Genomic DNA, 21,260 nt, shown 5'->3' with positions numbered 1-21,260 from the left:
CGATGACTGTCACCGTGCGCGAGGTGGACCCCGCCGTCGACGCCCCGCTGCTGACCCGCTGGGTCACGGCCGAACGCGCGTCCTTCTGGGGCATGAACGGTCTGGACGAGGAGGAGGTCCGCGACATCTACTCCTACATCGACGAGCAGGAGCACCTGGCGGCGTACCTGCTCCTCCTCGACGGCGAGCCGGTCGGGCTGTTCCAGACCTACGACCCGGAGGTCGACGAGATCGGCGAGTGGTACGACCGCCTTCCCGGCGACGTCGGCGTCCACCTACTGCTCGATGCCGACCCACGCCGGGCCGGGCGCACCAACGAGGTCTTCGCCGCCGGCCTCGACTTCGTCGCCCGGCTCCCCGGCTGTCGCCGGCTCGTCTTCGAGCCCGACGCGCGCAACGCCCCCTCGATCGCGGTGATGGAGCGGCTCGGGTGCGAGCGCGGCCCGCTCGTCGACCTGCGCACCAGCATCAGCGAGAAGCCGGCGCAGTTCTTCTTCCTCGACCGGGAGCGGGCGCTGGCGTTCGCCGGGGCCGTCCTGGCGTGAATCCGTGAGGTGCGTGAGCCCGTGAGATCGAGTTGACGAAAGGAAATCAGGAGAGTCGAGGGCCTGAAACGAGCGCGGCACAGGATCAGGTCCACCATCACACGCCTGTCCCGAGATCAGCCCGCCAGGAGCCCGACCATGACCCTCACCAGCCCGAGCAGCGATGACCTCGTTGCGAGTGCCCCCGCCCCCGAGAGCGGCCGCCGTGGCGGGCGCTGGATCGACGACTGGCGCCCCGAGGACCCCGAGTTCTGGGAGACCACCGGCGCACCGATCGCCAAGCGCAACCTGATCTGGTCGATCTTCGCCGAGCACCTCGGCTTCTCGGTCTGGCTGATCTGGAGCGTCTCGTCGGTGTTCCTGGTCGCCCAGGGCTTCGCCTTCACCCCGCAGCAGCTGTTCTTCCTGATCGCCATCCCGAACCTCGTCGGTGCGCTGATCCGGGTGCCCTACACGCTCGCGGTCGGCAGGTTCGGCGGTCGGAACTGGACGATGATCAGTGCCGGACTGCTGCTGGTCCCGACGCTGTCGTTCGCCTACTTCGTGACGAAGGCGGACACGCCGTACTGGGCCTTCTGCATCATCGCGGCGACCGCCGGCTTCGGTGGCGGCAACTTCGCCAGCTCGATGGCCAACATCAACTTCTTCTACCCCGCCCGGCTCAAGGGTTCGGCGCTGGGACTGAACGCGGCCGGCGGCAACCTCGGTGTCGCGATCATCCAGTTCTTCCTGCCCGTGATCGTCGGCGGCGCCGGCATCTTCGGGCTGGTCAAGGCCTCCCAGGGCGGCATCCACCTGGAGCGCGCCGCGTGGGTCTACGCAGGTCTCGCGGTCATCGCCGTGCTCGCCGCGTTCTTCTTCATGGACAACCTGTCCAACGCCAGGACGGACACCAAGCAGCAGCTCAGCGTGCTGAACCACAAGCACACGTGGGTCATGTCGTTCCTCTACATCGGCACCTTCGGCTCGTTCATCGGCTACTCCGCCGCGATGCCGCTGCTGATCAAGCTCAACTTCTGGCGCCAGCCGGTCCCGGCCGTCGAGGGCATCGGCATCAACTTCGCCTTCTACGCCTTCCTCGGTGCACTCGTCGGCTCCGTCGCCCGCCCGCTGGGTGGCTTCCTCGCCGACAAGTACGGCGGTGCCCGGATCACCCTCGGCGCCTTCTCCGGCCTCGTGCTCGGCACCCTCGGGATCCTCTACACGCTCGGCCGGCTCCAGCCGCTGCCGCCGGCTCCCGACAAGGCGACCCTGGCGAAGATCGCCGCCGACCCGGGTGCCTTCCAGTACCCCGACGCGGTCCGCGCCGCGGTCGAGTCCAACGCCGACGTGTTCCCGCTCTTCCTCGGCATCTTCCTGTTCGTCTTCGCCTGCACCGGGATCGGCAACGGCTCGACGTACAAGATGATCCCGGCGATCTTCCGCAAGGACGCCGTCGTGGCCACCGCCGAGGACAGCCCGGAGCGTGAGCTCGCGGTCCTCGACGCCACCAAGAAGTCCTCGGCAGCGGTGGGCATCATCGGCGCCGTCGGTGCCCTGGGTGGCTTCCTGATCCCGATCACCTTCAACAGCCCCTGGGTCACCGAGCCCCTCGACGCGACCAAGAGCGCGTTCACGATCTTCACCGTGTTCTACGTGGCCTGCGCGTTGGTGACCTTCGCGGTCTACCTGCGGGTCCGCAAGGGCGCCAGGGCGGAGACCGGGTACGTCGGCGTCTGAGCCGACCGTTCGTCCGCGATGCTCGCGCTGGGCTCAGATCACGCCCAGCGCGAGCATCGCGTCTGCCACCTGGACGAAGCCGGCGATGTTGGCGCCGTCGACGTAGTTGCCGGGGGAGCCGTAGGCGTCGGCGGTCTCCAGGCAGCGGGCGTGGATGCCGATCATGATCTCCTCCAGCCGCTGCTCGGTGTGGGCGAAGGACCAGGAGTCACGCGAGGCGTTCTGCTGCATCTCCAGCGCGCTGGTGGCCACACCGCCGGCGTTGGCTGCCTTGCCGGGAGCGAAGGCCACACCGGCCTTGGCGAACACCTGCACGGCGTCCGGGGTGCAGGGCATGTTGGCTCCCTCGGCCACCACCGTGCAACCGTTGCGCACCAGCGCCAGGGCGTGGCTCTTGTCCAGCTCGTTCTGGGTCGCGCAGGGCAGGGCGATGTCGCACGGCACGTCCCACACCGAGCCGCCGGCCACGTGGTGGGCAGACTCCCGGGCATCGGCGTACGCCGTGAGCCGCTCCCGCCGGACCTCCTTGACGTCCTTGAGGAGCTCGAGGTCCAGGCCCTTCTCGTCGACGACGTAGCCGCCGGAGTCGGAGCAGGCCACGACCGTCGCGCCGAGCGCGGTGGCCTTCTGGGCGGCGTAGATGGCGACGTTCCCGGAGCCCGACACGATCACTGTCCGTCCCTCCAGGGACTGGCCCCGGGCCCGCAGGATCTCTTGGGCGAAGTAGACCGTGCCGTAGCCCGTCGCCTCGGTCCGGACCAGGGAGCCGCCCCAGCCCAGGCCCTTGCCGGTCAGCACGCCGGACTCGTAGCGGTTGGTGATCCGCTTGTACTGGCCGAACAGGTAGCCGATCTCGCGGCCGCCGACGCCGATGTCGCCCGCGGGCACATCGGTGTACTCGCCGATGTGGCGGTAGAGCTCGGTCATGAAGGACTGGCAGAAGCGCATCACCTCGGCGTCGCTGCGGCCCTTGGGGTCGAAGTCCGAACCGCCCTTGCCGCCACCGATCGGCATGCCGGTCAGGGCGTTCTTGAAGATCTGCTCGAAGCCGAGGAACTTCACGATCCCGAGGTAGACCGACGGGTGGAAGCGCAGGCCTCCCTTGTACGGGCCGAGCGCGGAGTTGAACTCGACCCGGAAGCCGCGGTTCAGCTGGACCTGACCGGCGTCGTCGACCCACGGCACCCGGAAGATGATCTGGCGCTCGGGCTCGCACACGCGCCGGATGATGGCGGCGTCGGTGTACTCGGGATGCCGGGCGACGACCGGGGCGAGGCTGTCGAGCAGCTCCCGGGTGGCCTGGTGGAACTCGTTCTCACCGGGATTGCGCGCCAGGATCTCGTCGAAGACGGGCTGCAGCGTCGGGTTGAGATCGTTCATCAGTGAACCCTCTCACCGGCTTCGTCGGGTGGGGCAACCGGGTCCGTGAGGCCGTGAGCAGATGTTGACCTCGCGGCCTCGCAACCTCCCGGGTCGTGAAATCACGATCGGCTGGAATGGAGGGCATGACCGCGACCCGCACCCACTGCCCGTACTGCAGCCTCCAGTGCGGCATGCAGGTGTCCCGCAAGGGCCGGGTCGGGATCGAGATCTCCGCGTGGCAGGAGTTCCCGGTCAACGAGGGCGCGATGTGTCGCAAGGGCTGGACCTCCGGCGAGCTGCGCGGCAGTCGCGAGCGGTTGACGACGCCGATGGTGCGTGACCGCGAGACCGGCGAACTGCGTGCCGCGGGCTGGGACGAGGCGCTCGACCTGGTCGCCTCCCGGATCGCCGCGCTGCAGGGCGAGCACGGCAAGGACACGGTCGCGGTCTTCGGCGGCGGCGGACTGACCAACGAGAAGGCCTACCAGCTCGGCAAGTTCGCCCGGGTCGCGCTCGGCACCAGCCAGATCGACTACAACGGCCGCTGGTGCATGAGCTCCGCCGCCAGCGCCGGCAACCAGGCCTTCGGTGTCGACCGCGGACTGCCCTTCCCGCTCGCCGACCTGGAGCAGACCGACGTCCTCGTGCTGGTCGGCTCCAACATGGCCGAGACGATGCCGCCGGCCGCCCGCCACCTCGACCGGCTCCGTGAGCGCGGCGGCAAGGTCGTCGTGATCGACCCCCGCTTCACCGCCACCGCCGAGCGCGCAGACCTGTTCCTGCAGCCCGTGCCGGGCACCGACCTCGCCCTGGCGCTCGGCGTCCTGCACCTGCTCGACGCGCAGGGTGCCATCGACGAGGAGTACGTCGCCGCCCGCACCACCGGCTTCGGCGACGTACGTCGCTCGGTCGCCAGCTGGTGGCCCGAGCGCGTCGAGCGAACGACGGGTGTCGCCACCGACGAGCTCCGCGCCCTCGCCGACCTGCTCACGGGCGCCGACCGGGTGATGGTCCTGACCGCCCGCGGTGCCGAGCAACACTCCCAGGGCACGGCCACCGTGCTCGGCTGGCTCAACATCGCCCTCGCCCTCGGCATGCCCGGCAAGCCGTACGCCGGCTACGGCTGCCTGACCGGACAGGGCAACGGGCAGGGCGGACGCGAGCACGGCCAGAAGGCCGACCAGCTCCCCGGCTACCGGATGATCGACGACCCCGCGGCCCGCGCCCACGTCGCTGCCGTGTGGGGGGTCGAGCCCGACTCGCTGCCCGGCAAGGGCAGGTCCGCCTACGAGCTCCTCGACTCGCTGGGTGACGGCGGTGGGTCGAAGGCACTGCTCGTCTTCGCGTCCAACATCGTGGTCTCGGCACCCCGGGCCACCCACGTCACGCAACGACTCGAGTCGCTCGACCTCCTCGTCGTGTGCGACATCGTCATGTCGGAGACGGCTGCCCTCGCCGACGTCGTCCTCCCCATCACGCAGTGGGCCGAGGAGTCCGGAACGATGACCAACCTCGAAGGCCGGGTGATCCTGCGCCAGCAGGCGATCGCGCCTCCCGAGGGGGTGCGCAGCGACCTCGACGTGATCGAGGGCCTCGCCACCCGGCTCGGTTCGCCCGTCGCCTTCCCGACCGACCCGGAGGAGATCTTCGCCGAGCTCGGCCGCGCCTCAGCCGGCGGCAAGGCCGACTACTCCGGCATCACCTACGCCCGGATCACCGACGAGATGGGCGTCTTCTGGCCCTGTCCGGCCGTGGGTCCGGGCGAGGCCGCGCACCCTGGTACGCCGCGGATGTTCGACGACTCCTTCCCGACCCCCGACGGCCGGGCGCGCTTTCTGGTGCAGGAGTTCGTCGGCGCCGCCGAGCAGCCCGACGCGTCGTACCCCGTCCACCTGACGACGGGCCGTGTGCTCGCCCAGTACCAGTCCGGAGCCCAGACCCGCCGGATCAAGGGGCTGACCGACGAGGGTGCCTTCGTCGAGCTGCACCCGATGCTCGCCGACCGGATCGGTGCGCACGACGGCGCGCTCGTCGTCGTACGGACCCGCCGGGGGGAGATGAAGGCACCGGCCCGCATCGTCACCACGATCCGCCCCGACACCGTCTTCATCCCGTTCCACTGGGTCGGTGCCAATCGCCTCACCAATGACGCCCTCGACCCCTCCAGCCGGATGCCGGAGTTCAAGGTGTGCGCGGCCGAGGTGCTGGTCTGAGCCGCGCGCTCCAACCTCGCGAATCTCCGGCACGATCCGCGATACGGTGCGCCGTGCCGCTCCGCGGCCCATGCCTTGAGGAGACCCCATGCCCTTCACCCGCCAGTCGACCGTGCTCGAGCTGTCCTCGACCCTGCCCGGGCGCGCCTTCAAGGCGCTGATCGTGCGCCAGCTCCCGCCGGTGGCCACCGAGAAGGAGCGTCAGGAGCTGGAGGACATGACCGTCGGCCTTCCGCTGGCGACGCTGGTCGAGCTGTCCGAGGGCAAGCTCACCTGGGGGATCGCCGACTCCGTCGTGGACCTGGCGAACCGCAAGCCGCACCGTCTGGTGAAGCGCGGAGCCGGTGCTGGCGCGGGCGCGCTGAAGAAGGTGGCGCGCAAGGTTCGTCGCTGACGACCTCCCGAAGGCGGGAGGTGCCGCGCTGTGTCAGGGCTCGTACTTGAGCGCGTGCAGGACGCGAAGCGCGTCGACTGCGTGGTGGCCCCAGTGGCTCTCGAAGTCGTACTTCCATTGCCAGGCGACCTCATCGGCGCTGGTCCCCCCGCTGAGGGCACGCAGGCCGGCGACGAGATCTCGCCAGATGTCTGCCAGGTCATCGCAGAGCGATCCGATCCCGGTGTCGCTCTCGTCGGGATCGAAGGGCACGACCTGCAGCACTGACCAGTACAGGTCCGCTTCCAGGCGCCTCCCGAGGTGCTGGAAGATCTGCTCCCACTCACCGTGAGCGACTGCCGGCACTTCCTCGTTCCTCGTGGGGTCCACGTCCGGGAGTCGATAGGCGACGACAAGAAGTTCGGTGAGAGCCAGGATCAGTTCATCGCGGAACTCGGCTGGGCTCGATCCCGCATCAGACTCCACGAGTTCGCAGAACCGAGTGGCCTCCTCCAGCATCAACACGACTGCAGGATGCCGGATCGTCGGGCGTCCGCGCCAACCGTTCCTCGCCCGGATCCGAGGTCGGGCGTGTGTCCCTGAGCAGGTTGCTAGGGTCCCGGCCATGTCGGCGGTGCGGTTCAGTCTCGAGATTCGGATTCCAGCTCCGACTGAGGCTGTGTGGTCAGTTCTGTCGGCACCGAGTCAGCAGCCGGTCCTCGAGCCACGTGTTCGCCTTGTCAGCGAATGGGGCGAGCCGGGGACCGTGGGCTCGGGCTATGAGGTGACGATGCGCGGTCGACCAATCATGTGCGTACGTGTCGCTGCCGCTGTGCCCGGCGAAGAGTACGTCGAGACGATCGAATGGAACGGTCGCACCCGCGGGACACAAGCGCTGGGCTTGCAGTCGATTCAACGTTTCTACGGCAAGAAGCAGTTGAGTCGCTGGCTCCATGCCGTGGCTCGAGTGAGCACGACGCCTGACGGCCGTCGGCCATAGGCACACGGCGGTCGCTCATCGGTTTGTGAGCGCACTCGGGCACAACCCCCAAGGCCTCAGGCCGCGCCCTTGCGGAAGTCCTCACCCGGTCTGTCAGATGTGCCCGGCGCGGCCCGGGGTGGGCTGGTCTTGCGGGTCCCGGTGTGGTCGACGACGTAGGTGGTGCCGTAGGGATCTCGCCAGACCACGATCCCGGGGAAGGGTTGTCGGCACTCCCACTCCTTGCCGTCCTCGGTGTGGTGGGTCTTGATGCGGTGGTGGGTCCGGGTCATCGGTCCGAGGTTGCCGGCCTCGGTTGCGCCGCCCTCGGAGTGGGGGATGTTGTGGTCGGTGTCCATTGCCCGGCCCGTGTGGGGCGCGTACGGGAAGATGTCGCCGCCGTGGATGAGGTGCACCGCGCGGCGCAGGGCTGCGGGGATCTCGTAGGCATCGACCGGGGCCTGGTGGGCGAGGTTGATGACGGGCGTGACGCGGACCCGGCCGCCGAGGTGCGCGATCACGTCCTTCACCCAGGCGGTGGTCACCGGCCCGTGGCCGTCCATCCGGGCGATGGGGGAGTCGGGGGTGAGGCTGAGGTCGATCCGGACCTGCGCCCTGACCGGGCCCACTGCGAGGTCCGGGTGCGCCTCGGGGTTGGTCAGCGTCGCGAACGCGGCCAGTCTGCTGTCGGTCCGGCTCAGTTCGGGAGCCTGCTCGGCGAGAGCCTGCGCGGCGGCCTCAATGCCGGCGGTCGCGCGCAGCAGGGTCGTGATGTGGTCACGGATCGTCAGGGTGCCGATGCCGTGCTCGTTGACCCTGGAGAGCCGGATGCCTCGCTCGGTGGCCGCAGCGAGCTCCTTGGCACGGGCGAGCTCGGGTGCCGCGACGGCGACCTTGCCCTTGACGATCCCGGTGAACCGCTTCCATGCGAGCCGGCCGTCGGCGATGTCGACGACCTCGGTGTCGACCCACGAGGCCTGCTCGGCAGTGAGCTCACGGGTGGCTTCGGCGACGTGTCGGGCGCAGCGCACCGAGGTCCGACCGTCCTCGATCCCGGCCTGGAGGCGGGGCAGGCGGTGGTGGAGGTCCACGGCGTCGGCGATGAGCCTGCGTGCGCCGTACGGGGAGGTCCGGATGCGGGCGGCGAAGGCAGAGGCGGCGTACTCGGTGATCGGCGGGGTGCCCTCGGCGCCGGCGGGGCGGGCGTTGGCGCGCGACCGGGGGGACAGCGCGGCGCAGCGGTCGGGGTGGTCGGGGTGGTGCAGCACGGCCCACTGGCGCGCGCAGGCGAGCACGTCGCGCTCGGCCTGCGCCTTGAGGGCGTGAGCGCGCTCGACGTGGTCCAGGACGTCGGTCCTGGACATGTCGTCGAACACGTGAATGGTCATATGAGGATTGGATCACGACCTGCCGACGGAAAGGACTGGCCTGGTGACGTCTTGTGGAAGAACGGTTGGAAAGACGTCCCTGTGGACGCGAAGTGGCCGATCGGGGGGCATGATCCCGCCCCCGCCCCCGGGCCCGCTCTCCTTGACATTTACACCGGCGTGACGTGGCCCACCGCCGTGATCCCGTGAGACCGGTGAGGTTGTGAGGACTAGTTGACGTCGGGGCGCGCTGCGAAACAACCGCCGTGAAATCTCCACCCTCGACCATGGACACATGACCGAGAGCCCCCGCCCCGAGGAGCCGCGCACGCGGCTCGTCGTCGTGGGTTCCGGCATGGCGACGACGCGCCTGGTCGAGGAGCTGGTGGCGCGCGGCGCGACCACGACGATGGACATCACGGTCCTCGGCGACGAGCCCGTGGCGCCGTACAACCGGATCCTCCTCTCCGCCGTCCTCGAGGGCACCCACCGTCCCGAGGCGCTCACGCTGCGCTCGACGGAGTGGTACGACGAGCACGGCATCGACCTGCGCCTGGGCGCCCGGGTCCTCGGGGTCGACCGTGACCACCGCGACGTGATGCTGGTCGACGGCACGCTCATCGAGTACGACGTGCTCGTGCTCGCGACCGGCAGCATCCCCACCCTTCCGCCGATCCGGGGCCTGGTGCGGATGGATGGCTCGCTGCACGACTCCGTGCACGCGTTCCGGTCGCTCTCGGACTGCCAGGGCCTGGTCGAGGCGATCGAGGAGACCGACGACGAGGGTCGTCCGGTCAACCGCCGGGCGGTCGTGGTCGGCGGCGGGCTGCTCGGCCTCCAGGTCGCCCGGGCCCTGGGCGCACGGGGGATCGACACCGAGATCGTGGAGGGTGCCGAGCACCTGCTCCACCAGCAGATCAGCTCCGCGGCAGGCAGGATCCTGGCCCGCGACCTGAAGAAGCTCGGGGTCGCGGTCTACACCGGCGCCCGGGCCGTCCGGCTCAACGACGCGCTGGACGGTTCCGGCACCGGAGCCCTCGGTGGCCAGGGGCAGGTGCGGGTCCTCGACCCGCTGCCGCGCAACCCCGGCCGCGTGTCGCTGCGGCTGGACAACGGCTTCACCCTCGACACCGACCTCCTCGTCCTGACCGCCGGTGGCCGCCCGTCGACGGCACTGGCCCGGGGTGCCGGGCTCGAGGTGCGTCGCGGGATCGTCGTCGACGACCGGCTCGCGAGCGTCACCGACCCGAGCATCCACGCACTCGGCGACTGCGTGGAGCACGACGGCCGCACCACCGGCTTCGTGCCGCCCGCCTGGGAGCAGGCCGGCATCCTCGCGGGGATCCTGTGCGAGGAGTCCGTGAAGTACGACGGCAGCCGGATCGTCGCCCGCCTGCGCGCCACCGACCTCGACGTCGCCGTCCTCGGTGACGCGACCGCCGAGATCGCGGCCGGGGGCGAGGTCGTCGAGGTCTCCAACCCGATCTCCGGCTCCCACCGCAGACTGGTCGTCCGCGACGGCCGGATCGTCGCGGCCACCCTGGTCGGCGACCTGTCCCGGGTCGGCCTGATCACCCAGCACTTCGACCGGCAGACGGTCCTCGGCGCCCACGAGCCCGGGAACCTCCTGATGCCGGAGCGTCCCGCCGGCGGCGACGAGGTCGCCCGCACGCTGCCCGACGACGCCGAGGTCTGCGCGTGCGCAGGCGTCAGCGCCGGCCGGATCCGGGCGTGCTCGTCCCTCGAGCAGGCCCGTGACACCACTCGCGCCACCACCGGCTGCGGCGGTTGCGCCCCAGTCGTCCGGCAGCTGCTCGGCAGCAATGCCACCCACTCCGTCCTCGCCACGAAAGGCAGCTAGACATGGCACCGCACCTGAGGAAGCAACTGGTCGTCGTCGGCCACGGCATGGTCGGACACCGGTTCGTGCAGGCCGCGATCGAGCGGGGACTCACCGAGACCTACGACATCACGGTCCTCGGCGAGGAGCCGCGCGCGGCGTACGACCGGGTCGCCCTGACCTCCTTCTTCGAGGTCGGCGCGGAGGCACTTTCCTACCTCCCCACGGGTGAGTACGACGACCCGCGCGTCACCCTGCGGCTCAACGCCGCGGTCGCCGCGATGGACGCCACCGCACAGACGGTGACCCTCGCCGACGGCGACACGCTCCGCTACGACGAGCTGGTCCTGGCGACCGGCGCCGCGCCGTTCGTGCCGCCGGTGCCGGGCAAGGACCTCGGCAACGTCTTCGTCTACCGCACCATCGAGGACCTCGAGGCCATCCGTGAGGCCAGTGCGGGTGCGCGCGCCGGTGCCGTGATCGGTGGCGGGCTGCTCGGTCTCGAGGCCGCGAACGCACTGCACCAGCTCGGCGTGACGACGCACGTGGTCGAGATGGCGCCGCGCCTGATGGCCGTCCAGATCGACGAGGTCGGCGGCGCGACCCTCAAGCGCCACGTCGAGGACCTCGGCCTCACCATCCACACCGGCGTGATGACCGAGCTGATCGACGGTGACGACGACGGTCTCGTGTCCGGCATCAAGTTCAAGGACGAGGAGACGATCCCCATCGACATCGTGATCTTCTCCGCCGGCATCCGGCCGCGCGACCTGATCGCCCGTGAGGCCGGTCTCGGCATCGCCGAGCGGGGCGGCGTCCTCGTCGACGAGGACTGCCGCACCTCCGACGAGCACGTCTGGGCGATCGGCGAGTGTGCCGCTCCGGGCGGGCGGATGTACGGCCTGGTCGCGCCGGGCTACGCGATGGCCGAGGTCGTGGTCGACCAGCTGCTCGGCGGCGAGGGCCAGTTCCTCGGTGCGGACATGTCGACCAAGCTCAAGCTGCTCGGCGTCGACGTCGCCTCCTTCGGTGACGCCTTCGCGACGACCGAGGACGCCCTCGAGCTGGTCTTCGCCGACGCCGTGGCGGGGATCTACAAGAAGCTGGTCGTCGCCGAGAACGCCTCCGGTGGCTACGAGCTGCTGGGCGGGATCCTGGTCGGTGACGCGTCGGCGTACGGCGTCCTGCGGCCCATGGTCGGCTCGGGGATGGAGCTCCCGGCCAACCCGGAGGAGCTGATCCTGCCCGCCGGTCGCGGCGGTGTGGACTCTGCTCTTTCCGGGGGAGGTCTGCCCGACACGGCGCAGATCTGCTCGTGCAACAACGTCACCAAGGCCGACATCGTCGCCGCGGTCTCCGACGAGTCGACGCTCAACGACGGTGGCCCCTGCGGCGACGCCGGCTGCGTCACCAAGTGCACCAAGGCGGGCTCGACCTGCGGGTCCTGCAAGGTCGTGGTGAAGAAGATCGTCGAGGACCACTTCGCTGCGACCGGCAAGGTCGTCGACAAGTCCCTGTGCGAGCACTTCCCGCTCACCCGCCAGGAGCTCTTCGAGGTCGTTGCCATCCACGGCTACAACCGCTTCGACGACATCATCGAGGGCCACGGCAGGGGTCGCGGCTGCGACATCTGCAAGCCCGCGGTCGCCTCCGTCCTGGCCAGCCTGCTCAACCACCACGTGCTCGACGGCTCCAACGCGACGCTGCAGGACACCAACGACGCCTACCTCGCGAACCTGCAGAAGAACGGCACCTACTCGGTCGTCCCGCGGATCCCCGGCGGCGAGATCACGCCGGACAAGCTGATCGTGATCGGCCAGGTCGCCAAGGAGTTCGGCCTCTACACCAAGATCACGGGCGGCCAGCGGATCGACCTCTTCGGCGCCCGGATGGAGGACCTCCCGACCATCTGGAAGAAGCTCGTCGACGCCGGCATGGAGTCCGGCCACGCCTACGGCAAGTCCCTGCGCACGGTGAAGTCCTGCGTCGGCTCGACCTGGTGCAGGTACGGCGTTCAGGACTCCGTCGGCATGGCCATCGAGCTCGAGCTCCGCTACCGCGGCCTGCGTTCGCCCCACAAGCTCAAGGGCGGCGTCTCCGGTTGCGCCCGCGAGTGTGCCGAGGCGCGCAGCAAGGACTTCGGCATCATCGCGACCGAGAAGGGCTGGAACCTCTACGTCTGCGGCAACGGCGGGGCGATCCCCTCCCACGCGCAGCTCCTCGCGGGCGACCTGGACCACGCGACGCTGATCAGCTACCTCGACCGGTTCCTCATGTACTACATCCGCACGGCCGACCGGCTGCAGCGCACGTCGTACTGGATGGACGCCATCGGTGGCCTGGACCGGATCCGCGAGGTCGTCGTCGACGACGTCCTCGGGCTCGGTGCCGAGCTGGAGGCGGCCATGGACACCCACGTCGACTCCTACTTCGACGAGTGGAAGGCCACCATCGAGGACCCGGAGAAGCTCGCCCGCTTCGTGTCCTTCGTGAACGCACCCGGCACCCCGGACCCGAACATCACCTTCACCGAGGAGCGCGGCCAGATCCAGGCCGCCAACAACGACGGTCCGGTGTCCCTGGGCGCGACGATCCCCGTGGGAGGCCCCCGATGAGCGAGACGACCCCCATGGTGGAGACCGCGGTCTGCCGCCTGGAGCAGATCCGACCCGAGTCCGGCGTCACGGCGCTGGTGGAGGGGCAGGCCGTCGCCGTCTTCCGGACGTACGACGACCAGGTGTTCGCGCTGTCGAACTTCGACCCGTTCGGCAAGGCGTCGGTGCTCTCGCGCGGCATCATCGGGACGAGGACCCGCGTCACGGAGGCCGGCGAGGAGCAGGTCCCCTTCGTCGCGAGTCCCCTGCTGAAGCAGCCGTTCGACCTGCGCACGGGCATCTGCCTCGACGATCCCGCGGTCGCCGTACCCACCTATGACGTCCGGGTTCTCGACGGGGTTGTGGTCGTGGGCGCTCGGCGCGAGACACTGTGACGGTGGCGACCAGCGAGCAACCTCTCTCCGGATTCCGGATCGGTGTGACCGCTGCCCGCCGTGCGGAGGAACAGATCGCGCTGCTCGAGCGCCGCGGCGCCGAGGTGGTGCACGCCCCGGCGCTGTCGGTCGATCCCAATCGGATCGACGAGGTCGGCCTGCTCGATGCGACCAAGGACGTCCTGTCCCAGCCGGTCGACATCTTCGTGGCGACGACGGGCATCGGCCTGAAGTCGTGGTTCACCGCCGCCGAGCGCTGGGGCCTGCTCACCGACCTGATCGCCCACCTCGGCAACGCCGAGATCCTGGCCCGCGGCCCCAAGAGTGTCGGCGCCCTGCGCCGGTTCGGCCTGCGCGAGCTGTGGTCGCCCGAGTCGGAGGCCTTCGAGGACGTGCTCGTCCACCTGCGCGGCCGTGACCTCCACGGTGTGCGGATCGTCGTCCAGGAGCACGGCCAGTCGTTGTCGATGGCGGCCCATGCCCTGCGCCGGCTGGGCGCCGAGGTCACCACCGTCGCGGTCTACCGCGTCGAGGGCGCCGAGGACCCGGAGCCGATGTTCGGCCTGATCGAGCAGATCGCCGAGCGCCGCGTGCACGCGGTCACCTTCACAGCCGCTCCCGCGATCGCCGCGATGATGCAGGCCGCCACCTCCACCGGCCACCGTGACGAGCTCGTCACCGCCTTCCAGGCCGACGTGATCGCCTCCTGCGTCGGCCCCGTCACTGCCGCCGCCTTCGAGATGTGGGGCGTGCCCTCGATCTACCCCGAGCGCTCCCGGCTCGCGGCGATGGTCAAGCAGCTCGAGATCGAGCTGCCCTCCCGCGCGACCGGCACCACCCTCGAGGTCGCCGGGCACGTGCTCCTGCTGCACGGCGACGACGTCCTCCTCGACGGGGCCGAGATCAAGCTCTCGCCCGCGCCCTACGCCGTCCTGCAGGCCCTGCTGGTCAACCCCGGCACCGTCGTGTCCCGTCGTGACCTCCTCGGCGCGCTCCCCTCCGGCACCGCCGGCTCCGAGCACGCCGTCGAGATGGCCGTCGCCCGTCTCCGGGCTGCCCTCGGCACCCGCTGCATCCAGACCGTCGTGAAGCGCGGGTACCGCCTGGCGGTGGCCACGTGACCCGCGAAGTGCCAGGTTTTCTCCCGCCAAGTGCGGGGGTTTCTCCCTCGAGGTGCGAGGAAGTCCCGCGCCTGGTCACCGTCGCCCACGGCACGCGTACGGCGGCCGGCAACCTGGTCGCGGCTGAGCTCACCGCGGCAGCCGGTGCGCAGCTGGGCTGGACCGCGACGACGTCGTACGTCGAGCTCTGCGCGCCGCTCTTCGCCGACGTGGTCGCCACCAACGAGGACCCCGCGGTCGCCGTCCCGCTGCTGCTCTCGACCGGCTTCCACCTCCGTCAGGACCTGCCCGAAGCCGTCTCCGCGGCGGCCCGACCCGAGCTGGTCCGGCTCGGCTCCAGCCTGGGACCGGACCCGCTCCTCGCCGCGGCGCAGGTCGACCGGCTCCGCGCCGCAGGAGCCACCCCCGGCCAGCCGGTCGTGCTGGTCGCGGCCGGTTCGTCCGACCCGCTCGCCACCGCCGACCTCGAGGCGGCCGCCGCCCACCTCGCCGAGGCGTGGGGAGCGGACGTCCGGCTCGCGACCCTGTCCGCGCTGGGGACCCGTCCCGAGCACGTCGTACGCCGTGGGGACGCCGTGTCGCCGTACCTCCTCGCGACCGGGTACTTCCATCGCAAGGCCCGGCACGCCTCCCTGGCGGCCGGCGCGAGTGTCGTGGCCGACGTGATCGGTCCGCACCCGCTGCTGGTCGAGCTGATCTGTGCCCGCGCGCGGCGTCACTGGATGCAGGACGCCGCGCCCTCCATGACGCCCTGACGGAAGGCCTTCACCCGGTCGTACCCGGCTCGCTGTCGGTCAGCGTCGCCGTCGGCATCCGTCCGTCCCGGGCCAGCGCGCCCCGGCTCCGATCCGCCTGACTCGCGAAGTGCGACCTTTTCTTCCGCGAAGTGCGTGGTTTTCTCCACCGAGGTACGCCCTCTTCGCCGACCTCGGGAGAGAAGTCCACGCACCTCGAAGGAGAAAACCACGCACTTCGCGGGAGAAGACCGCGCACTTCGGCGCGCTCAGCGGAGCGAGGTGGTGACGAAGCGTTCGATCATGGCGCGTTCCCGGTCCAGGTCGATGTGGGGACGGACGACGATCGAGGCGTAGACGGTCTGGAGCCAGTCGGTGATCTCGTCGTCGGTGAGCTCGGGACGCACGCGCCTCTCGGCCCGACCGATCGCCAGCCACGGGGCCCAGTGCTGGCGGGCGCGGGTGACGAGCTCGGGGGACCAGAGCGTCTCGTACGCCGACACCGGGCTGCCCTCGCCGAACAGGTCGCCGAGCTCGGCGTCGCCCCGGAGCAGCTCGATGGTGCGCACCGAGACCTCGACGAAGGCGGTCGCGAAGTCGCCGCTCGCCTCGCCCGAGGCGAGGTCGGCGATCTCGAGGATCCGCTCGATGGCGACCTCGCGCACGAGCTCCTTGCGGTCGAAGAAGACCTTGTAGACCATCTGGCGCGACAGGCCGGCGGCCTCGGCGATCTGGCTCATGGTGACCGATCGGACGCCCAGGTCGCGGTAGAGCTCACGAGCGACGGACTGGATCCGGTCGCGTGTGCCCGAGCGGGTCCCGGTGACGCCGGAGGGCGCGGAGAGTTCGGGCACGCCCCGGAGCATAGCAACGGACGTGGTTGACAAATAGATCTGTTTGACAACAAACTCCTCATATTGACAACCGTCGCCATCGAGGAGTTCGACCACCATGTCCGCACCTGCGCAAACCCCGCAGCCCCCGAAGTCCCCCGACCTGCCGGCGTACGGCGTTGCCGGGAACGGCGACCTGCCGCCGATGGGACGACAGGGCCCGGCGAGCTTCCTGGCGCTGATCGGCGCCCTGTGGGCGGCGCTCTCGGTCTACGTCGTGCTCCGGTGGGTCACCGACGGCACCCAGTTCGGTCCGGTCGAGCGGATCGGACCGGACGAGATGGCGTCCTGGCGGGTCGCCGCGCTGCGGGTGTTCGAGCTGGTCAGCCTCGCGGTCATGTTCGGCTTCTTCTGGTGGAGCTGCATCAAGCCGTGGCGCGAGACCGGGAGGATCAGCCTCGACGGCAAGTTCGTCATCGGCGGCCTGGTCGGCTTCACCGCGGACGCCTTCCTCAACGTGCACAACTACCTGTTCGCGTGGAACAGCCACAACGTCAACCTCGGCGTCTGGGTGAAGTACCTGCCCTTCCACAACCCCGATGCGCCCAGCCAGTACGGCGAGTCGCTCATCTGGGGACCGCCGATGTACATCTACTTCTGCGCCGGTGTCGCCATCCTCGCCGCGCACCACGCGGTCAAGCTGCGCCGCAGGTGGCCGAAGCTGTCGAAGTTCCAGATCTTCGTCGCGATCTTCGTCTTCGAGTTCTGGTTCGACTTCATCATCGAGAACCTCGCGATCCGGTTGACCCACGGGTACGCCTACGCCAAGACGTACGAGCCGTTGACCCTGTGGGCCGGCGAGGTCCACCAGTTCCCCGTCTACGAGTCGGTGCTCGTCGCCTTCGTCGGCATGGTGTTCACCTGGGCCCGGATGGAGGCGATGGAGCGGCCGCCCGGCCAGTCGCCGATCGAGATCGGTGTCGAACGCTGGCGCGCCTCCCTGCAGGGCGTCGTGGGCCACTTCGCGGTCTACGGCTTCTGCGTGGTGACGCTCGTGTTCGTCTACCACCTGCCGTTCAACTGGCTCGGCACGATCGGCGACAGCTACGCCGACCTGCCGAGCTACCTGATGCCCAGTGAGTGCGAGGGAATCGCGGTCGAGGACTGCGTGACGGGCAACTTCGACAAGCCCTGACCGCTCCCGCAAGCCGGTCGCAAGCCGACCGCAAGCGAGGTCGCCCAGTCTCGGGCCATGACCTGGAGACTTACGTTCCTCCCCATCCTGACTGCGGCCCTCGTCGTGCCCGCGAGCATCGGCTTCGCAACCAGCGCGGAGGCGGCCACTGCCCGATGTGCTGGGTTCAAGGCGACCATCGTCGGCACCAATGCCTCCCAGAAGATCACCGGGACCAGCGGCCGTGACGTGATCGTGGCGCGCGGCGGCAATGACGTCATCGACGCGCGGGGCGGACAGGACTTCGTCTGCGGGGGCACCGGCAACGACACCATCCGTTCGGGTTCGGGCACCGGTGGACTGCTGTACGGCGAGGACGGGCGCGACCTGGTCATCGCCCAGGCCGACGGGGTCGGGGTCTACGGCGGCAACCACGACGACACCCTGCGGACCTCGCGGCGCGGGACCCTGCTCGAGGGCGGGGCGGGCAACGACGTGGTCGTGGGCGGCAGCCACGCCGACGTGATCGATGGCGGTTCCGGCAACGACCGGATCTCCGCAGCCGGCGGCAACGATCGCCTCGTCACCGGCGGGCCCGGGGCCGACTCGATCAACGGCGGCTCCGGCACCGACACCCTGCGCGGCGGCAGCGGCAACGACGTCATCTCGCCGGCCACCGGTGTGGGCGGTTTCGCCTACGGCGACGCCGGCAACGACACCCTCGCCGCGGGCGATGACGGCCAGGCGCTGTACGGCGGTGCCGACGCCGACCTGCTCAAGACGGCCTGGGAGGGGACGCTCCTCGAGGGCGGCACCGGCGACGACCGGATCTTCGGTGGTGCCTTCGCCGACACGATCACCGGTGGCGACGGCAACGACCGGATCTCCGCGGGAGGGGGTGACGACGTCGACCTCAACGCCGGCTTCGGCGTCGACACCTGTGACGGCGGACCCGGGAACGACCGCTGCCACGGTGGCGCGCCCGGCGGCCCGGCCAACTCGCCGACGGACCCCGACATCTGCACCGCCGAGGTGACCGAGTCGTGCAAGGGCGACGAGTTCCCGCAGCGGTGGCTCGCGAAGGTCACCGGCCGCGAGACCACCGACATCGAGACACGGACCTGGGAGCTGAGCATGGTGCTCGTGCGCCACGGCGACCCCTCGACCACGACGACGTGGAAGCAGGAGTCGGTGAGCGGATCCTTCTCGGTCCGCGGGCAGGACCACCGTTGTGTGTGGTCGCACGACGGTGGGCTGGGCAGCCGCGACTTCTCCGGTGATCTCGGCCTGGTCCCCGGTGAGGACCTGTACTGGCTCGACGTCGTCGCCGGTGGGTACGGCGAGCGCCTGCTCAGCTGCGAGGGCGGTGCGCCGAGCAGCACCCGGACGTCGTACGAGGCCTGGGGTGCGACCGGCGGCGGTCCCGACGCCATCGCCTGGGACCGCACGCGGCGCGAGATCACGGGTACCTGGGAGGACCCCGACGGCTACCCCGCCCGCGACATCGACTGGGTGATCACGCCGCTGGACTGAGCACCAGAGGACTCAGGCCAGAGTCCTCAGGCCAGAGTCCTCAGGTCAGAGTCCTCAGGTGAGCGCGACCAGCTCGTGCAGCGTCGTCCCGGTCTCGACCACGGTCTCGCCGTCGACGGTGACGGTGAGCTCGAAGTCGGACAGGAACCTGAAGTAGCCGGGCTGCCCCACGACCTTGTGGATGATCGGCTTGAGGATCGCGCCGCCGACCTTGGTGCCGACGACCGGGATGTCATCGAGCAGGTCGTGTCCGTGGATGACCTCGCGCACGTCCATCTGCAGCACCACCTTGGCGTCGCTCACGCCGTCACCGGAGGCCTCGGTCTCCATTCGGATCCAGGTGGGGTAGCTGCGCCGCGCGTCGGCGTTGTACTCCGTAGGGCCCTCGGTGAGGGTGACCTCCCCGGTGCTGAGCAGGATCTCGCCGCCGCGAGCCAGCATCAGCGGCTTGGACTGGTGGTGGTCCAGGCGCTTCTGGGTGCCGACCATCGCGTAGATCAGCGAGAACTGGTCGGTGTAGAGCCGCCCCCAGTGCCAGCGCTCGATGATCCGGGTCATGTTGCCGACGCCCCAGTTGTGGTCGGCGTACCCGATGCCGTTGGCCTCGATCCGCTCACCGTCGATCACGACGGTGCCGCTGACCTTGGTCCGCGGGCCGGGGACGACCCAGGCGAAGAAGTCCTTCTCGCCGTAGCGGGTGTAGCCCTCGCCGGGCATCCACGACGGGGTCTCGTTGGTGAAGGTCAGGTCCATCTCCACGCCGCCCTCGTCGACGTGCAGCTGGTGCACCGGCAGTGGGTCGGTGCCGACGAGCTCGCAGGTGTTGTGGGCGACGCGCGCCTTGCACTTGTCGGCTGACGCCTCGAACGCCATGTGCGGGTAGTGCTTGACGATCTGGCGGCGGGTGCCGTCGGGGAAGTAGACGACGACCTCGACGACCGGCTTGCTGCCGGGAGGCTCCTCGGGACGACGCTTCTGCAGGAAGGCGACGACGGTGTGGCCGGTGTCGAGGCGGGCATCGAAGTACCAGTGCTCGAAGGCCCATTTGGAGTCGCTCGGGTGCAGGGCGTTGTCACGGGGCTCGACGACGGTGAGCTTGCCGTCCTTGCTGCCGGGGCCGTTCCAGCCCTCGGTGATGGTGATGGCCATGCGTGGTCCTTTGGTCGTGGTGCGGGGGAGGAAACGGTGGGTCAGCGACGCAGCGCGCTGCTGGCGTCGAACTCGGCCTCGCGGCCCTCCATCTGTGCGGCGTGCCAGCTGCGTCGGTGCTTGTCCATGACGGTGGCGTGCAGGCCCTTGAGGACCGGAAGCCGGCGCAGCAGCTCGACGGCGGTCATCAGGGGGAAGCGCGCGACGATGATGAGGATCCACGGGAACGCGGACGGCATGTCGTACATCCGCCGGGTCTCGGGCGCCATCCACAGTGCGCAGTAGGCGGAGTAGATCCGGTAGTTGTACGCCGCCCGGAGCTTCTTCAGCCCACGCTGGCCGGGCCGCGGGGCGAAGGCCGCCGGGAAGGACTCGATGAGTTCCTTGCCCGCTCGGCCGGAGTCGTAGCTGCGTGCCGCGGTCGTCATCATCAGCGTCTGGATCTGCTCGATGATCGTCTCGGGGGCCCACCGCGGCTGTACGCCGAGCAGGTGGCCCATGTAGCGGTTGAAGTGGATCAGCGCGCGCATCTCCCTGGGTGTGGTCTGCACGCCGGCGAGCCAGAGGCTCAGGGCCGGTGCGACCGCACCGCCGATCTGCGTCATCTGCTCGTAGGTCTGGCTGATCGGGAGACCCCAGCCGTCGTAGTTCCACTCCGGGTGCTCGCCGACCCGCTTGCGAACCGCGACGTGCATGACCCGGACCATCATCGCGGTCTTGCGGGCCTGGGAGTTCTTCTCGAACAGCTGGCCGGGCTCGGAGACGTCGATCCAGAACTTGTTGGTCTCCAGGAAGCGGCGCAGCGCGTTGTCACCGGCGTACCCACCGGCCAGGGACAGCGGCATCGCGACCGCACCCTCGGTGTAGATCTCGAGGGTGATCGCCCCGGCGACGCTGAACAGCATCGTGCCCCAGCGGCGCCACACGGCGGCGCCGGCCTCGACGAGCTCGCGGTCGACCCAGTCGGGCACGGTCTCCAGCTCGGCGAAGAGGTCCACCATCGACGCAGGCGCGTCCGGCAGGGACTCGATGCCGTCGTCCAGTGCCCGCTCGAGCAGCTTGCGGCCCTTGGCGTGGCCGTACTCCTTGCCGAAGAACACCTCGGCGACGAACTTCTCCGCGACCGGGTCGCCGGCGAACTGGTCCTCGCAGAGCATCCGGGCCTGCTCGTCGGTGGGGAACAGGTCGTGGCCGGTCAGCTTGCGGAAGACCGCGCGCCGACGCTGCCAGTGGGGCAGGTCCTTGCGCTCCCAGTAGCGGAACCGGGTCGGGCAGACCTCGCCGGGCGCGCCGGTCGGGGCCGGGGGTGTGGTGACGTCGATGCTCACG

Annotated in this window: 17 protein-coding genes; 11 read left to right on the top strand and 6 right to left on the bottom strand. The window is 69.9% G+C overall.

Going from position 1 to position 21,260, the window contains the following annotated elements; translation table 11 throughout:
- Window positions 1–2 precede the first annotated feature (2 nt).
- Window positions 3–545, top strand: coding sequence for a GNAT family N-acetyltransferase (locus tag ASE01_RS15525; RefSeq protein WP_056753869.1), 543 nt, complete (start codon window positions 3–5; stop codon window positions 543–545).
- 138 nt (window positions 546–683) lie between these two features.
- Window positions 684–2,264 (top strand): MFS transporter, encoded by a 1,581-nt coding sequence (locus ASE01_RS15520; RefSeq protein ID WP_056753864.1) that lies wholly within the window; start codon window positions 684–686, stop codon window positions 2,262–2,264.
- A 33-nt stretch (window positions 2,265–2,297) separates the two neighbouring features.
- Here ASE01_RS15520 and gdhA read toward each other — a convergent pair whose 3' ends face one another.
- Window positions 2,298–3,644, bottom strand: coding sequence for an NADP-specific glutamate dehydrogenase (gene gdhA / locus ASE01_RS15515; protein ID WP_056753861.1), 1,347 nt, complete (start codon window positions 3,642–3,644; stop codon window positions 2,298–2,300).
- 125 nt (window positions 3,645–3,769) lie between these two features.
- Here gdhA and ASE01_RS15510 point away from each other — a divergent pair, with 125 nt between their 5' ends.
- Window positions 3,770–5,839, top strand: coding sequence for a molybdopterin oxidoreductase family protein (locus ASE01_RS15510; protein WP_082606158.1), 2,070 nt, complete (start codon window positions 3,770–3,772; stop codon window positions 5,837–5,839).
- A gap of 88 nt (window positions 5,840–5,927) precedes the next feature.
- Window positions 5,928–6,233: a hypothetical protein gene (locus ASE01_RS15505; RefSeq protein ID WP_056753853.1), complete on the top strand. Its 306-nt coding sequence runs from the start codon at window positions 5,928–5,930 to the stop codon at window positions 6,231–6,233.
- Window positions 6,234–6,266: 33 nt separating this feature from the next.
- Here the strand turns inward: ASE01_RS15505 and ASE01_RS15500 are convergent, their stop codons facing one another.
- Both ASE01_RS15500 and ASE01_RS15495 read right to left on the bottom strand, forming a co-directional pair.
- Complete coding sequence (locus ASE01_RS15500) at window positions 6,267–6,731, bottom strand: DUF5063 domain-containing protein (protein ID WP_162260301.1); 465 nt, start codon at window positions 6,729–6,731, stop codon at window positions 6,267–6,269.
- A 537-nt stretch (window positions 6,732–7,268) separates the two neighbouring features.
- Window positions 7,269–8,579 carry an HNH endonuclease signature motif containing protein gene (locus tag ASE01_RS15495; RefSeq protein ID WP_157537380.1) on the bottom strand — a complete coding sequence of 437 codons (1,311 nt, stop codon included), beginning with the start codon at window positions 8,577–8,579 and terminating at the stop codon, window positions 7,269–7,271.
- Window positions 8,580–8,853: 274 nt separating this feature from the next.
- Between ASE01_RS15495 and ASE01_RS15490 the strand changes: the two genes are divergently transcribed.
- The 5 genes from ASE01_RS15490 to ASE01_RS15470 are packed head-to-tail and all read left to right on the top strand — an operon-like array spanning window position 8,854 to window position 15,263.
- On the top strand, window positions 8,854–10,419 hold the full coding sequence (locus ASE01_RS15490) for an FAD-dependent oxidoreductase (RefSeq protein WP_056753840.1): 1,566 nt from the start codon (window positions 8,854–8,856) through the stop codon (window positions 10,417–10,419).
- A 2-nt stretch (window positions 10,420–10,421) separates the two neighbouring features.
- Window positions 10,422–13,013: a nitrite reductase large subunit NirB gene (gene nirB / locus ASE01_RS15485; RefSeq protein WP_200958863.1), complete on the top strand. Its 2,592-nt coding sequence runs from the start codon at window positions 10,422–10,424 to the stop codon at window positions 13,011–13,013.
- Window positions 13,010–13,387 (top strand): nitrite reductase small subunit NirD, encoded by a 378-nt coding sequence (nirD, locus tag ASE01_RS15480; protein ID WP_082606086.1) that lies wholly within the window; start codon window positions 13,010–13,012, stop codon window positions 13,385–13,387. Before nirB ends, nirD begins: the two co-directional genes overlap by 4 nt.
- A gap of 2 nt (window positions 13,388–13,389) precedes the next feature.
- Window positions 13,390–14,508, top strand: coding sequence for a uroporphyrinogen-III synthase (locus ASE01_RS15475; protein ID WP_082606157.1), 1,119 nt, complete (start codon window positions 13,390–13,392; stop codon window positions 14,506–14,508).
- Window positions 14,505–15,263 carry a sirohydrochlorin chelatase gene (locus ASE01_RS15470; RefSeq protein WP_157537377.1) on the top strand — a complete coding sequence of 253 codons (759 nt, stop codon included), beginning with the start codon at window positions 14,505–14,507 and terminating at the stop codon, window positions 15,261–15,263. Before ASE01_RS15475 ends, ASE01_RS15470 begins: the two co-directional genes overlap by 4 nt.
- A gap of 248 nt (window positions 15,264–15,511) precedes the next feature.
- Here ASE01_RS15470 and ASE01_RS15465 read toward each other — a convergent pair whose 3' ends face one another.
- Window positions 15,512–16,096: a TetR/AcrR family transcriptional regulator gene (locus ASE01_RS15465; RefSeq protein WP_200958862.1), complete on the bottom strand. Its 585-nt coding sequence runs from the start codon at window positions 16,094–16,096 to the stop codon at window positions 15,512–15,514.
- 97 nt (window positions 16,097–16,193) lie between these two features.
- On the opposite strand from ASE01_RS15465, the gene ASE01_RS15460 reads away from it, so the two are divergent.
- Both ASE01_RS15460 and ASE01_RS15455 read left to right on the top strand, forming a co-directional pair.
- The gene (locus ASE01_RS15460) at window positions 16,194–17,270 is read left to right on the top strand and encodes a spirocyclase AveC family protein (protein ID WP_082606084.1); all 1,077 of its coding nucleotides are present in this window, start codon (window positions 16,194–16,196) and stop codon (window positions 17,268–17,270) included.
- 57 nt (window positions 17,271–17,327) lie between these two features.
- Window positions 17,328–18,782 (top strand): calcium-binding protein, encoded by a 1,455-nt coding sequence (locus tag ASE01_RS15455; protein ID WP_056753823.1) that lies wholly within the window; start codon window positions 17,328–17,330, stop codon window positions 18,780–18,782.
- Between the two features lie 54 nt (window positions 18,783–18,836).
- On the opposite strand, the gene ASE01_RS15450 is transcribed toward ASE01_RS15455, so the two are convergent.
- The gene (locus ASE01_RS15450) at window positions 18,837–19,931 is read right to left on the bottom strand and encodes a lipocalin-like domain-containing protein (RefSeq protein WP_056753820.1); all 1,095 of its coding nucleotides are present in this window, start codon (window positions 19,929–19,931) and stop codon (window positions 18,837–18,839) included.
- 41 nt (window positions 19,932–19,972) lie between these two features.
- The gene (locus tag ASE01_RS15445) at window positions 19,973–21,259 is read right to left on the bottom strand and encodes an oxygenase MpaB family protein (protein WP_235536040.1); all 1,287 of its coding nucleotides are present in this window, start codon (window positions 21,257–21,259) and stop codon (window positions 19,973–19,975) included.
- Window position 21,260 lies beyond the last annotated feature (1 nt).

Origin of the sequence: Nocardioides sp. Root190, from assembly GCF_001428565.1 — a bacterium.
Classification (GTDB): domain Bacteria; phylum Actinomycetota; class Actinomycetes; order Propionibacteriales; family Nocardioidaceae; genus Nocardioides.
The sequence above is the reverse complement of the archived record's forward strand: the minus strand, read 5'-3'. Positions and strand labels throughout refer to the sequence as shown.